Annotated in this window: 13 protein-coding genes and 1 tRNA gene; 2 read left to right on the top strand and 12 right to left on the bottom strand. The window is 68.8% G+C overall.

Annotation, left to right across the window (positions count from 1 at the left end; translation table 11 throughout):
- Positions 1-106: 106 nt before the first annotated feature.
- The 6 genes from SOM35_RS08595 to SOM35_RS08570 all read right to left on the bottom strand — a co-directional run bounded on the left by SOM35_RS08595 (position 107) and on the right by SOM35_RS08570 (position 6,442).
- Positions 107-1,048 (bottom strand): TolB family protein, encoded by a 942-nt coding sequence (locus tag SOM35_RS08595; RefSeq protein WP_320515073.1) that lies wholly within the window; start codon positions 1,046-1,048, stop codon positions 107-109.
- Positions 1,049-1,245: 197 nt separating this feature from the next.
- Positions 1,246-2,085 carry a carbohydrate ABC transporter permease gene (locus tag SOM35_RS08590; RefSeq protein ID WP_111074340.1) on the bottom strand — a complete coding sequence of 280 codons (840 nt, stop codon included), beginning with the start codon at positions 2,083-2,085 and terminating at the stop codon, positions 1,246-1,248.
- The gene (locus SOM35_RS08585; protein ID WP_111074341.1) at positions 2,078-3,073 is read right to left on the bottom strand and encodes a carbohydrate ABC transporter permease; all 996 of its coding nucleotides are present in this window, start codon (positions 3,071-3,073) and stop codon (positions 2,078-2,080) included. Before SOM35_RS08585 ends, SOM35_RS08590 begins: the two co-directional genes overlap by 8 nt.
- A 92-nt stretch (positions 3,074-3,165) precedes the next feature.
- Entirely contained in the window at positions 3,166-4,467 is a 1,302-nt protein-coding gene (locus SOM35_RS08580; protein WP_253463755.1) for an ABC transporter substrate-binding protein, read from the bottom strand.
- Between the two features lie 122 nt (positions 4,468-4,589).
- Complete coding sequence (locus tag SOM35_RS08575; RefSeq protein WP_320515072.1) at positions 4,590-5,699, bottom strand: Gfo/Idh/MocA family protein; 1,110 nt, start codon at positions 5,697-5,699, stop codon at positions 4,590-4,592.
- The gene (locus SOM35_RS08570) at positions 5,696-6,442 is read right to left on the bottom strand and encodes a sugar phosphate isomerase/epimerase family protein (RefSeq protein ID WP_320515071.1); all 747 of its coding nucleotides are present in this window, start codon (positions 6,440-6,442) and stop codon (positions 5,696-5,698) included. Before SOM35_RS08570 ends, SOM35_RS08575 begins: the two co-directional genes overlap by 4 nt.
- A gap of 141 nt (positions 6,443-6,583) precedes the next feature.
- On the opposite strand from SOM35_RS08570, the gene SOM35_RS08565 reads away from it, so the two are divergent.
- Positions 6,584-7,795, top strand: coding sequence for an ROK family transcriptional regulator (locus SOM35_RS08565; protein ID WP_111074422.1), 1,212 nt, complete (start codon positions 6,584-6,586; stop codon positions 7,793-7,795).
- A gap of 62 nt (positions 7,796-7,857) precedes the next feature.
- Positions 7,858-8,583 carry a YqaJ viral recombinase family protein gene (locus SOM35_RS08560; protein ID WP_320515070.1) on the top strand — a complete coding sequence of 242 codons (726 nt, stop codon included), beginning with the start codon at positions 7,858-7,860 and terminating at the stop codon, positions 8,581-8,583.
- Here the strand turns inward: SOM35_RS08560 and SOM35_RS08555 are convergent.
- The 6 genes from SOM35_RS08555 to SOM35_RS08530 form a co-directional block, all read right to left on the bottom strand.
- The gene (locus tag SOM35_RS08555; RefSeq protein WP_320515069.1) at positions 8,534-9,184 is read right to left on the bottom strand and encodes a Pr6Pr family membrane protein; all 651 of its coding nucleotides are present in this window, start codon (positions 9,182-9,184) and stop codon (positions 8,534-8,536) included. The two genes, SOM35_RS08560 and SOM35_RS08555, sit on opposite strands and share 50 nt — an antisense overlap.
- 140 nt (positions 9,185-9,324) lie before the next feature.
- A complete protein-coding gene (gene rplA, locus SOM35_RS08550) occupies positions 9,325-10,014 on the bottom strand; it encodes a 50S ribosomal protein L1 (protein ID WP_111074347.1) in 690 nt (229 codons plus the stop codon).
- 80 nt (positions 10,015-10,094) lie between these two features.
- The gene (gene rplK, locus SOM35_RS08545) at positions 10,095-10,526 is read right to left on the bottom strand and encodes a 50S ribosomal protein L11 (protein WP_110824626.1); all 432 of its coding nucleotides are present in this window, start codon (positions 10,524-10,526) and stop codon (positions 10,095-10,097) included.
- Between the two features lie 143 nt (positions 10,527-10,669).
- Positions 10,670-11,785: a transcription termination/antitermination protein NusG gene (gene nusG / locus SOM35_RS08540; protein WP_111074348.1), complete on the bottom strand. Its 1,116-nt coding sequence runs from the start codon at positions 11,783-11,785 to the stop codon at positions 10,670-10,672.
- A 170-nt stretch (positions 11,786-11,955) separates the two neighbouring features.
- Positions 11,956-12,231: a preprotein translocase subunit SecE gene (gene secE, locus SOM35_RS08535; RefSeq protein WP_111074349.1), complete on the bottom strand. Its 276-nt coding sequence runs from the start codon at positions 12,229-12,231 to the stop codon at positions 11,956-11,958.
- A 19-nt stretch (positions 12,232-12,250) separates the two neighbouring features.
- Positions 12,251-12,323: transfer RNA gene (locus tag SOM35_RS08530), tRNA-Trp, on the bottom strand.
- Positions 12,324-12,333: the final 10 nt, after the last annotated feature.

Below are 12,333 nucleotides of genomic sequence, written 5' to 3'. Positions count from 1 at the left end.
GTGTCACACCGCGGATCTCCGCGGCGCGACGGACGAACACCGGTGTTCCACGAAGCCGCGGCGCGGCGGCGCGGCGACCGCGGCGACCGCGGCGACCGCGGCGGCGTCAGCCCGCCGCGACCGGGTAGTCGCAGTACGCGAACCACGACGAGTCCGGCGCCCACGGCGGCACGTTCACGGTCCCCTGCCCGCCGTCGAGGACGACCAGCGTCTCCGGCACCACCGCGATCCGGGCACCCCGCGCCAGGACCCCGGGCAGCAGCCGCAGTTCCACCCGGTGGTCCGCCGGGTGCCCCTGCACGCCGGGCTCGTACGACAGGTACAGCAGGTGCGCGCCGTCCGGGGAGACGTGCGGGAACCAGTTCACCCGCTCGTCACCGGTGATCTGCACGGCATCCGTCGACCCGTCGCGCAGGGCGGCGAGCTGCGCCGTGCCCGGGGTGAACCGCTCGGTGTTGAACAGCAGGGTCCCGCCGTCCGGGGTCCACGCGCACCCGTCGTCCGGGTGCGCGTCGCGGGTCCGGAAGGTCGTCGCGCCGGTCGCCGGGTCGACGAGGGCGACGTCGGTCGTCCAGACGCCCTGTGGTGAGCGTTCGCCCACGATCGCCGCCAGCGTGGAACCGTCGGGAGCGATGCCGTGCAGGTAGTACTTCCGCACGGTCGGCAGGGCGGCGGCGGTGTCGGTGATCCGGGTCCCGGTGCCGCCGCCCGGCAGGGGCACGCGGTAGAGCTCTCCGTCCCGCCCGCTCACCACGACGGACTGCCCCGAGGGGTCGAGCACGTGGTCGTTGTTGATCTCGGGTACGCCCGGCATCGGCACCGGCACGAGCGCGGTCTCGTCGAGGACCGTCCCGGCCGCGGGCACCGGCAGCAGCCAAAGGTCGCCGTCGGCGTTGAGCACCAGGGTGTCGGCGCCCAGGACGTTCGGCGCCTCGACCAGCACCGTGTCCGAGGCGAACACCAGACGAGCGGTCCGCGTCTCGACGTCGTACACGTGCACGCGGCTGGTCTGTCCGGGCAGCAGTTGCCGCCCCCGGGTCTCGGTCATGCGTCCATCCTGTCGTGCGAGATCGGTGGGTGAGCGGGCGGGAGCGGGCGGCGAGACACCGGTGTTCGTCGGAGACGCCGCGCCGAAGCGCGATGCCACGCACGAACACCGGTGTTTCGCAGACAACGGGCCGGACCACGGACGGGAGGCGCGGTGCGGGACGGACCCGCACCGCGCCTCCCGTCAGGTGGTCGCGGCTACTTCACCGCACCGGCGGTCAGGCCGGCGACGAACTGGCGCTGCACCACGAGGAACGCGATGACGACCGGGATCGAGACGACCAGCGAGGCCGCCATGATCTGGTTCCAGTACACGTTCGTCTGCGTCGAGTACTGCTGCAGACCGACCGCCAGCGTCGAGCCGAGGCCGTTCGTCATGACGGAGGCGAAGAGGACCTCGCCCCAGGCCGTCATGAACGAGTAGATGCCGACCGCCACGAGACCGGGACGGGCCGAGGGCAGGATGATCCGGAACAGCGCGCCCATCGGGCCGGAGCCGTCGACCATCGCGGCCTCGTCGAGTTCGCGCGGGATCGTCTCGAAGTAGCCCGCGAGCATCCAGATCGAGAACGGCAACGTGAACGTCAGGTACGTGATGATCAGGCCGAGCCAGCTGCCGACGAGCTGGATGCCGAGCGTGTTGCCGAGGTTCGTGAAGATCAGGAACAGCGGCAGCAGGAACAGCACGCCGGGGAACATCTGGGTGGAGAGCACCGTCGTGGTGAAGGCGCTCTTGCCCTTGAAGTTCCACCGCGACACCGCGTAGGCGGCGAACGTGGCGATGATCAGCGAGAACACCGTCGCGACCGTGCAGACCACGAGCGAGTTGATGAAGTACCGGCCGAGCGGGACCGTCGACCACATGTCGATGAACGGCTGGAACGTGATCCGCGACGGGATCCACGTGAAGTCGTTCTGCACGTCGCCGAGCGGCTTGATGGCGGTGGTGATCATGACGTAGAGCGGCACCACCGTGAAGACGGTGAGCAGTGCCAGGACGATGACCTTGAAGGACTTCGCCCCCGTTGTTTCACGCACGGACGGACCTCCGGTTGGTGACGGCCAGGTAGATGCCGGTGACGACGAGCAGGAAGAGGAGGAGCAGGACGCTCATCGCGGCACCGGAGCCGAAGTTCCAGGTGATGAACGACGCGTTGTAGATGTGGAAGCTCAACAGGTCGGCGGCTGGGGGCTGCGCGGTCGAGCCGAACAGCACGAACGGGGTGTTGAAGTCGTTGAACGTCCAGAGGAACATCACCAGCACCAGCGTGACGTTGACCGGGCGGACCATCGGCAGCGTGATCGAGCGCCACTGCCGGAAGGGCTTGGCACCGTCGACCGAGGCGGCCTCGTAGACGTCGGCCGGCACGGACTGGAGGCCCGCCATCAGCATGAGGAACGCGAACGGCCAGGTCTTCCAGATCGCCACGACCACGACGGCCACGAAGGCGTTGTTGCCGATGAGCCAGAACGGCGCGCTCGAACCGAAGAGGTGCAGCTGGTCGACCAGGACGTGGTTCAGGGCACCCGAGTCACGCTGGAACATGAACTTCCACGTGATGACGCCGGCGTACATCGGCAGCGCGTAGGGCACCAGGAACAGCGTGCGGAAGAGCCCGCGACCGCGGAACGGCTTCTGCAAGGCGACCGCGGCGGCCATGCCGAAGCCCCAGGACAGCCCGACCACGAGGATCGTGAAGGCGCAGGTGATGAGGAACGAGCTGAGCAGCCCACGGCCGATCGCCTGGTCGAAGTCGACCGCGACGGAGTAGTTCCGCAGCCCGGCGAAGGGCGCGGCGCCCCAGTTCGCGATGAAGTACTTGGTGAGCTGCACGAAGCTGATCCAGATGCCGACGAGCATCGGCACGATGTGGATGAGCAGCTCGAAGAGGATCGCGGGACCGACGAGTGCGTACGGGAGCCACGGAGCGCGGCGCTTCCCACGAGGCGACGGCCCCGAGAGGGTCGGCGCCTTGGTGTGCGTCAGGTCGATGGCCTCGGAGTCTGGCAGGACCGTCGTGGACATGGGCAGGCCTTCCGGCTGGTGGAGGGGGTTCGGGAGGTGGGGCGGGAGGCCCGGACCCGACCTGACGGTCGTGGTCCGGGCCTCCCGTCGGATCAGCCTGCGGCCTGGGAGACCTGGTCCTGGGCCGTCTGCAGCGCGCTCTTGATGTCCTTGTCGGACACCGTCGAACCCGTCGCGATCTTGGCGAACATGTCGTTCATCGCCTTGCCGACCGTGGACTCGAACTGGTCCTCGGCGGGCACCAGCGGGAGCGGCTTCGCCTTGTTGTTGTAGATGTCGAGGAACGTCTTCGTCTGCTCGTCCGTGACGGAGTCAGCAGCGGCGGCGAGCACCGGCAGTGCCGCGTACGGCTTGTCGAGCGTGGTCTGCGTGTCCGCGCTCGTCATGTACTTGACGAACTTCAGCGCGCCCTCCTTGTTCTTCGTGTTCTTGAAGACGGAGAGGTTGATGCCGGCCGGGAAGCTGGCGATCTGCTCGCCACCGGTCGGAGCGGGCAGCGGGACGACGCCGTACTCGTCCGACTTCATGCCGAGCGAGTTGATGGTGTTGTTCGCGTTGTTCTGGTTGAGGATCATCGCGGCCTTCTTGTTCGCGAAGTCCGTGACCGACTGGGTGGCGTTGTCGTACTGCGCGTTCGAGGGGTTCGCGGCCTTCGCGACCTGCATCAGGTCGATGTAGCGCTTGATGCCGTCGACGTTGGCCTTCGAGGTGAAGGTCGGCTTGCCGCTCTTGTCGAACCACTCGCCGCCGTTCTGCGCCGAGTTGATGAACGCGAAGTGCGCGTTCTCGGTGTACGAACCACCGGCGAGGCTGAACCCGTAGGTGTCACCCTTCGTCAGCGTCTTGGCCGCGGTGACGAGGTCGTCCCAGTTCGTGGGCGGCTCGATGTTCGCGTCCTTGAGCATCTGCTTGTTGTAGAAGAGGCCGTAGGCGAGGCCGTAGAGCGGGACGCTCGTGACGGTCTTGTCCGGGGCACCACCGGTCGAGAGCGCGACCTTGCCGAACTTGTCGGCACCGCCGATCGCCTTCATCTCCGAGTCACCGAACTCCTGGAAGGCGCCGGTGGCCTGGAGCGAGGTCGCCCAGGTGTTGCCGATGTTCACCACGTCCGGACCCTGGCCCGAGGTGACGGCGGTCTGGATCTTCGTCTGGAGGTCGTTCCAGCCGATGACCTGGAGGTTGACCTTGATCCCGGTCTCCTTGGTGAACTTCTCGAGGACGGGGGTCAGCACCTCCTTGTCGTTCTGCAGGGACGTGCCCTGGTTCGACGCCCAGTAGGTGAGCGTCTTCGAGTCGCCGGCGGAACCGGACGACCCGGAGGAGCAGGCTGCGAGGCCGGTCACGGTGAGTGCCGCGGCCGCGGTGATGGCCAGTGCGCGGATGGCAGTGCGCATGAGGCTCTACTTTCTCGTCGTTGAGATCTTGCAGGAGGTGGTGCTCGGTGGTGGTGCTGGGTGCTGCTGTGTGGGACGGGGCAGGGCCGGGTCGGACCAGGGTCCGGTCGGGCTGGACCTGGTCAGGCCAGGGTCTGCTCCGCGGGGTCCCAACCCTCGGGGAGGGTCGGGGAGGGTGTGACCGTGCTCTCGACGAGCACGGTCTCACCACGTTCGGCTGCCTCGGCGATGGAGACCATCACGTCGAGGACGTGGAAGGCGAGGGCACCGGGGACCCGGTTCTCCTCACCCGCACGGAGGGAGCGGGCCAGGTCGACCACGCCGGTCCCCCGCGAGTAGGTGGACCCGACGGCGGGGATCGTCTCGGGCTCGTCGGCGCCGAGCGCGTACAGCTCGGTGTCGCCGTCGAAGTCGTTCGGGTCGGGGAAGACGACCGTGCCGGTCTCGCCCGCGATCTCGACGAAGCCGGTGCGGCCGCGGTCGGACTCGAACGAGAAGACGCTCTGCGCGCTGCCGCCGTCCTCGAACTGGATCAGTGCCGAGTGGTTCGTCGGGACGTCGACCGGGAACTCGGTGCCGGCCTTCGGGCCCGAACCGATCGTGCGGGTGGCGCGGGACTTCGACGCGGTGGCCGTGACCTTCGCGACCGGTCCGAACGCCTGCACGAGGGTCGTGATGTAGTACGGGCCGATGTCGAACAGCGGGCCGGCACCGTAGGCGAAGAGGAACTCGGGGCTCGGGTGCCAGGACTCCGGACCGGGGCTCTGGAAGAGGGTGAGCCCGTTCAGCGGGGTGCCGATGCGGCCGTCGCGGATGGTGCGGAGTGCGGTCTGCAGTCCGGCGCCGAGGAACGTGTCCGGGGCGACGCTGACGGTCTTGCCGGCGGCGACCGCGGCGTCGCGGAGCTGCGCGGCGCTCTGCCGGTCCAGCGCGTAGGGCTTCTCGCCCCAGACGTGCTTGCCGGCGGCCAGCGCCTGCAGGGCGACCTCGACGTGTGCGGCCGGGATGGTGAGGTTCACGACGATCTCGATGTCGTCGACGGCGAGCAGCTCGTCGACCGTGCCGGAGCCCGGCACGCCCCACTTCTCGGCCTGCGACGCTGCCCGGGGCAGGTCGATGTCGGCGATGAAGAGGACCTCGACGTCGGGGAAGACCGTCAGGTTGGACAGGTACTGGTCCGAGATGACGCCGGCGCCGATGACACCGACCCCGACGCGTCCTGCGGCGCTCATGCGTGTGCTCCGGCGAGGAAGGCGTACGAGTCGCGGACGGCCTGGACGACGTCGCCGTCGTGGTCGTCGAGCTCGATGACCTGCTGGGCGTCGGGCGCTGCGGCCACGATGTCGCGCACCGGCATGATGCCGTTGCCGACCGCGACCTGCTGCTTGTCGTCGTGCGAGCCGTCGCCGTCCTTGACGTGCAGGAACCGGACCTGGTCGCCGAGTCGGCCGAGGACGGCCACCGGGTCGTCGCCGCCGACCTTCGCCCAGTACGTGTCGAGCTCGAGGACGACGGCGTCCGAGAGGGCCCCGGCGAAGACCTCGAAGGCGCTCGTGCCGTCGATGCGGTTCGAGAACTCGAACGCGTGGTTGTGGTAGCCGAGGGTCAGGCCGTGGTCGGCGGCGCGGGGCGCGAGCTCGTTGAACTGGCGGGCGATGGCCTCGACGTCCTCGCGGGTGGTCCAGCGTGCTTCGTCGACGTGCGGGTCGATCAGGGTGCCGAGCCCGACGGCGACGCTCGCGGTGAGGATGCGCTCGAGCCCCTGCTCGTCCACGTCGAGGAGACGTGCGTGCCCGCTCGGCGCGGTCAGACCGGCCTGCTGCAGGGCGGCTGCGTACTCGTCGGCACGGTCGACGAAGCCGAAGAGCTCGACGTTCGTGAAACCGATGTCGGCGATCGTCGCCAGGGTTCCGGGGAGGTCCGTCGTCAGTGCGTCACGCACCGTGTAGAGCTGGACCGAGAGCGGTTGGGGCACCAGGTGTTCTCCTCATCGAGATGTGGTCTTCTCTGACCGATCGTCACACTATGGGCGCTTTTGTCGGCGGTCAAGCAAAAGTTCGAAGAGGTTCGACGACCTTCGTTGCGTGGCCCGGACGATGTGTGGTTCACTCCGACCATGGTCGACTTGACGCGGACGGCGACGACGCCGCCGGTCGGGGCCAGCGAGCTCTTCCAGATCCTGCGCGACGGCGTCCCGCGGACCCGAGGTGAACTCGCTGCCCTCACCGGGATGGCGCGCTCGACCATCGGCGTGCGCATCGACGCCCTGGTCGACGTCGGGCTCGTCGGGTCCGTCGACACCGCAGCCTCCACCGGCGGACGACCCCCGGCACAGATCGCGCTACGCCCCGCCGCGCGACTCGTCGTCGCCGCCGACCTCGGTGCCTCGCACGGCCGGGTCGCCGTGACCGACCTGGTCGGCACCCAGCTCGCCACCCGCGACGCCCGGATCGACATCGCCGCCGGACCCGTCCCCACGCTCGAGTGGCTCGTCGGCGTCGTCGACGAACTGCTCGACTCGGTCGGCCGCGCCCGCGACGACGTCATCGCGTTCGGCATCGGCCTGCCGGGCCCCGTCGAGTTCTCGACCGGACGTCCCGCCAACCCGCCGATCATGCCCGGCTGGGACGGCTTCGACGTCCCCGGCTGGCTCCGCCAGCACGTCCGCGCCCACGTCCTCGTCGACAACGACGTGAACATCGCGGCCCTCGGCGAACGGGCGCACGGCTGGCCGGACCTCGACCACCTGCTCTTCGTGAAGGTCGCCACCGGCATCGGCTCCGGCATCGTGTCGGAGGGCCGGCTGCAGCGCGGCGCGCAGGGCACCGCGGGCGACATCGGGCACGTCCGGGTCTCCCGTGCCGGCGACGTCCCCTGCCACTGCGGCAACACCGGCTGCCTGGAGGCCGTCGCCTCCGGTCCGGCGATCGCCCGGGCACTGCGGGCGAAGGGCCACGACGTGCACACCAGCGCCGACGTCATCGAGCTCGTCGCCCGGTCCGACCTCGATGCCATCGGTGCCGTGCGCCAGGCCGGCCGGGACATCGGCGAGGTCCTGGCGACCTGCGTCTCCCTCATCAACCCGTCGGTCATCGCGCTGGGCGGCTCGATCACCCAGGCCGGGGAGCACCTGCTCGCCGGCGTCCGGGAGGTCGTCTACTCCCGCTCGATGCCCCTCGCCACCGAGCACCTCGTCATCGCGCAGTCCCGCGCCGGCTCGATCGCCGCACTGCAGGGTGCCGCAGCGCTCGCCATCGCGTACGCACTGTCCCCCGCGGGCGTCGACGAGCTGGTCACGATGGCCGAGGGGCGGCAGCTGGTCTCCTGACCGCCGCACCCCGACCGCGTGCCGGTTTCGCCGGTGCCGGTGGTCGGGTGGACAATCGTGGGGTGACGATCGTGCAGCCCACTCTCTGGGGCGACCTGGATGACGGGTGGGAGGCCCAGCCCGGCCCCGTCACGTCGGCCGGCGGTCGGTCTGCGGGTGTTCGGGCCACCGGCTCCGCGCGTCCGACCCGCGCACACGACACCTTCACGGCGCTCCGCGGGCACACCGAGCGGATCGTCGCGCACTCATCCGACCGCGTCGCCTGGCTGCGCGCCCGTGCGATGGGCATCACGGCCACCGACGTCGCACGTCTCGCGTCCCTCCACGCCGTCGACGCGGTCGTCGCCGACAAGCGGTACGGCTCCCGGTTCGCCGGCAACGTCTACACCGAGCACGGCAAGGAACGCGAACCCGTGATCGCCTCCTGGGTCGCCGCGACCCACGGCATCCAGCCCTCGGCACACCTGTTCCACGCCGCCACGAACCGGGCACACCTGGCGACCCCGGACGGTGTCGGGCTCGACCGCGACGGCCGTCTGCTGCTGGCCGAGATCAAGACCACCGCGAACGGGTTCACCCGCGTCCCCCGGCACTACATGCGGCAGGTGTGGTGGCAGCAGTACGTACTCGGTGCCGACCGGACGCTGTTCGTCTGGGAGAAGCACGACGACTTCGTGCCGGTCGCCGACGAGCCCGAGTGCCGGTGGATCGACCGCGACGACGACGCCATCCGCGGGCTCATCGCCCTCGCGGACCTGGTGCTCGATCGCCTGCGGGACGCTCGCTGACCGGGATCAACCGCAGTCGGGACAGCGCGACGACGATCAGGCCCATCAGGCCGATGAACACCGCGACGCCCAGGCAGTACAGCGCGACCACGCCGTAGCCCGACTTCGGGTCGAGGAACGGGTAGGGCACCCAGCCGTCGGTCGCACCGCGGATCACGACCACGACCAGCCAGACCGCCGGGTAGACCAGGAACCACCACACGTCGCGGAAGAACAGTCGGCTGCGGTCCGAGAACAGCAGCCAGTCGATCACGACGTACAGCGGGATCCAGCGGTGCAGGACGTCGTTCGACCAGGACTCCCCCACCGGCTGCCCGACCTGGGCGAGCAGCGTGTTGTAGACCAGGCCCGTCGTCGCGATGTAGACCGTGGCGGCACCGCGGAACAGGTCCAAGCGGCGGCCGGCATCGCGCCGTCGCCCTGCCGCCACGACGGTGAGGACGAACACGACCGCGACCAGGATGTTCGACTGGTTCGTGAAGTACCCGAAGAAGTTCCAGAACACGAACCCGTTCTGCAGTGCACGCTGCAGGTCGTCGACGACGGCCGCGACGATGGCGATCGCGGCGACGAGCCGCAGGACGTTCACGAAGATCCGCACGGGATCACGGTACTGGTCGATCGCCCTGTCCGGAGAACGCGGAGCGGGGCTCGCCGAACCGGGAGCGCAGAACGGCCCACACCGGAGTGCGGGCCGTTCTGGTCGTGCTGTGGATCAGTGCGATCCGCTGCTGATCGGGATCAGAAGACGTTGACGTCCAGCGGGATGCCCGGGCCGAAGGTCGTCGAGACGGCGCCCTTCATGATGTACCGGCCCTTCGCGGCGCTCGGCTTGAGACGGACGATCTCGTCGAGCGCGGTGGTGATGTTCTCGTCGAGCTGCTCCGGCGTGAACGAGGCCTTGCCGACGACGAAGTGCACGTTGGAGTGCTTGTCGACGCGGAACTCGATCTTGCCGCCCTTGATCTCGTTCACGGCCTGGGCCACGTTCGGGGTCACGGTGCCGGTCTTCGGGTTGGGCATGAGGCCACGCGGGCCGAGCACCTTGCCGAGACGACCGACCTTGCCCATGAGCTCCGGGGTCGAGACCGCGGAGTCGAACGAGGTGTAGCCCTCGGCGACCTTCGCGATGAGCTCGTCGCCACCGACCTCGTCGGCGCCGGCGGCGATGGCGGCCTCAGCGGCTGCACCCGTCGCGAAGACGATGACGCGGGCGGTCTTGCCGGTGCCGTGCGGGAGGATGACGGTGCCGCGCACCATCTGGTCCGCCTTGCGGGGGTCCACGCCGAGCTTCAGCGCGACCTCGACGGTGGAGTCGGTCTTCGCAGAGCCGGTCTCCTTCGCCAGGGCGACTGCCTCGGTAGGGGTGTAGAACTTGTCGGCCACGATCTTCGCGGCCGCGGCGCGGTACGCCTTGGACTTCTTCGCCATGGTGGTCTCCTTGCGAGATACGTGGTTGGCGAGCCGGCGCGGCTCTCCCACGGTGAGTACTGGGGTGTGGAGGGTGAGGCTCAGGCCTCGACCGTGATGCCCATCGAACGAGCGGTACCGGCGATGATCTTCGTCGCCTGCTCGATGTCGTTGGCGTTCAGGTCGGCCTGCTTGGTCTCGGCGATCTGACGGATCTGGTCCGCCGTGATGCGTCCGGCCTTCACCGTGTGCGGCGTCGCGGAACCCTTGTTCACACCCGCGGCCTTCTTGATGAGCTCGGCTGCCGGCGGGGTCTTGAGGATGAACGTGAACGAACGGTCCTCGTAGACGGTGATCTCCACCGGGATGACGTTGCCGCGCTGCGACTCGGTCTGGGCGTTGTACGCCTTGCAGAACTCCATGATGTTCACGCCGTGCTGACCGAGCGCCGGACCGATCGGCGGTGCCGGGTTGGCGGCGCCCGCGTTGATCTGCAGCTTGATCAGGCCCGTGACCTTCTTCTTCGGTGCCATGTTTCGCTTTCCTCCTGGGATCGAACGCACGGGGACCCGTGCACTCTCCCGCGTCTCCGGCGGTTCCGGATCGCGGTGACGGACCCGCAGCGCACGAGGCGCGCGGACCCAAACTCGAACAGTCTAGTGGATGGTGTCCAGCTCTAGAGCTTGGTCACCTGGTCGAAGCTGAGCTCGACCGGCGTCTCGCGCTCGAAGAGCGAGACGAGCACGGTGAGCTTGCCGCTCTCCGGCTTGATCTCGGAGATCGACCCCGGCAGACCCGCGAACGAGCCTTCCTTGATGGTGATCGTCTCGCCGACCTCGAAGTCGACCTCGGCCTGGGGCTGCGCCTGGGCAAGTCCGCTGCCCTTGGCGCCGCCCTTGGTCGGGGCCGCCTCGGCGACCTGGACGAGGGACTTCAGCATGCCGAAGGCCTCGTCGAAGCGGAGCGGGGTCGGGTTGTGCGCGTTGCCGACGAAGCCGGTGACACCCGGGGTGTGGCGGACGACGGACCACGAGTCCTCGTCGAGGTCCATGCGGACGAGCACGTAGCCGGGGATCCGGACGCGGGTGACCAGCTTGCGCTGCCCGTTCTTGATCTCGACGACGTCCTCCATCGGGACCTCGGCCTGGTAGATGTAGTCCTCCATCGACATCGACACCATGCGGTTCTCGATGTTCGCCTTCACGCGGCGCTCGAAGCCCGCGTAGGAGTGGATGACGTACCACTTGCCCGGCTTCATCCGCAGTTCGGTCTTGAACGCCTCGTACGGGTCGACCTCGGACTCGTCGTCGTCGTCCTCGGCCGTGATCGTGACCTCGGTGTCGGGGGCCAGGTCGACCTCGGACTCCGGGGCGATCGCACCGAGTGTGTCGGCGGACTCCTCCGCGGCGACGGTCGCGTTCGCTTCGTCCGCGGTCTCGTCCTCGAGCTCGGTCTCTTCTTCGTCCTCGACAGCTTCGACGGCGGCTTCGGCCTCGTCGGCGGTGTCGATCTCGAGCGCGTCGTCGACGACGGCGTCGGCTTCCGGGTCACGCGACTCGGCGAGGGCGTCGAGCGTCTCGTCGAGCTCGGTGCTGACCGTGCCGTCGTCCGGCTCGTCGCTCAGCCCGAGGGACTCGTCGTCGTCGTCCTCGACGGAGATCGCGCGCTCCTCGGCGGAGTCGGTCGAACGGAGTTCGCTCGTCTCGACGTCGCCTTCCTGGTTCTCCTCGACCTCGGAAGACTGCTCGGCAGCGGTCGCGAGGTCGATGTCGTCGCGGGAGTAGTCAGACACAGTCGGTTCTTTCCGTTCGATGGTGCGGATCGGGTTGGCGCTCACGTCCCGGGCAGGGAACGGGTCACCGTCTCCGGGAGACCGTACCCCGAGGAGGACCGGAGCGGTCGGACCTGCGGTCAGGCCGGGCGCGCCAGGAGTGCAGCGCGCCGGGGTTCATGCCAGCTGGGTCAGGCCGTGGGGCCGTTGCCGAACACGTAGCCGACGCCGAGACCGAACACGAAGTCGAGGACCGACACGAGGATCATCATCACGACGACGAACACGAGCACGACACCCGTGTAGCTGAAGAGTTCCTTGCGGGTCGGGGTGACGACCTTGCGCAGCTCGCCGAAGACCTGGCGGATGAACAGTGCGATCGCGGCGAAGGGGCCACGGCGCTGTGCCCGGTCGACCTTCGCCTGGGTGACGACGTCGTCGGTCGTCTCCACGTCTTTGCTCGCCACTTCAACCCTTCCCGATGTGCAGGGCGGACAGGACTTGAACCTGCAACCTGCGGTTTTGGAGACCGCTGCTCTACCAATTGAGCCACCGCCCTTCGGAACGTC

It is taken from the genome of Curtobacterium sp. CFBP9011 (assembly GCF_034045095.1).
GTDB lineage: Bacteria > Actinomycetota > Actinomycetes > Actinomycetales > Microbacteriaceae > Curtobacterium.
This window is presented reverse-complemented; position numbering and strand designations above follow the sequence as displayed.

Excerpts from the sequence above, each read along its gene's own strand:
- SOM35_RS08595 (WP_320515073.1), bottom strand. The coding sequence starts at position 1,048 with ATGACCGAGACCCGGGGGCGGCAACTGCTGCCCGGACAGACCAGCCGC.
- SOM35_RS08585 (WP_111074341.1), bottom strand. The coding sequence starts at position 3,073 with ATGTCCACGACGGTCCTGCCAGACTCCGAGGCCATCGACCTGACGCAC.
- SOM35_RS08580 (WP_253463755.1), bottom strand. The coding sequence starts at position 4,467 with ATGCGCACTGCCATCCGCGCACTGGCCATCACCGCGGCCGCGGCACTC.
- SOM35_RS08575 (WP_320515072.1), bottom strand. The coding sequence starts at position 5,699 with ATGAGCGCCGCAGGACGCGTCGGGGTCGGTGTCATCGGCGCCGGCGTC.
- SOM35_RS08565 (WP_111074422.1), top strand. The coding sequence starts at position 6,584 with ATGGTCGACTTGACGCGGACGGCGACGACGCCGCCGGTCGGGGCCAGC.
- rplA (WP_111074347.1), bottom strand. The coding sequence starts at position 10,014 with ATGGCGAAGAAGTCCAAGGCGTACCGCGCCGCGGCCGCGAAGATCGTG.
- rplK (WP_110824626.1), bottom strand. The coding sequence starts at position 10,526 with ATGGCACCGAAGAAGAAGGTCACGGGCCTGATCAAGCTGCAGATCAAC.